Source organism: Bacillus sp. SIMBA_005, assembly GCF_046535585.1.
Taxonomy (GTDB): domain Bacteria; phylum Bacillota; class Bacilli; order Bacillales; family Bacillaceae; genus Bacillus; species Bacillus pumilus.
In genome coordinates this window covers 1-253 of sequence record NZ_JAWRWI010000795.1, presented here as the reverse complement: position 1 = coordinate 253, position 253 = coordinate 1, and the positions used below count along the sequence as shown (strand labels likewise).

Sequence of the window (253 nt, the reverse complement as noted above, 5' to 3'; positions counted from 1 at the left end):
CAGGACAACGGGCACGTGCTGATGACGGGACCCGCCGAAACCGTATGCAGCGGCGTCTATTATTTGTAAACAGCTCGTTTGAGAAATACGCTCCTCAAGGTTTATAATAGATATCAGCATCCGTTTTTAAAAAGGAGGTCTACTTATGAGTGTTCCAGTAACTATTACTGAAGCAGCGGCTTTGCATATAAAAGATATGATGAAAGAGCATGAAGAAGAAAACGCGTTTCTCCGTGTGGGCGTAAAAGGCGGA

Annotated in this window: 1 pseudogene; it reads left to right on the top strand. The window is 44.7% G+C overall.

Annotation, left to right across the window (positions count from 1 at the left end):
- Window positions 1-145: 145 nt before the first annotated feature.
- Window positions 146-253: pseudogene (locus SB660_RS22255) on the top strand (iron-sulfur cluster assembly accessory protein); the annotation flags it as partial.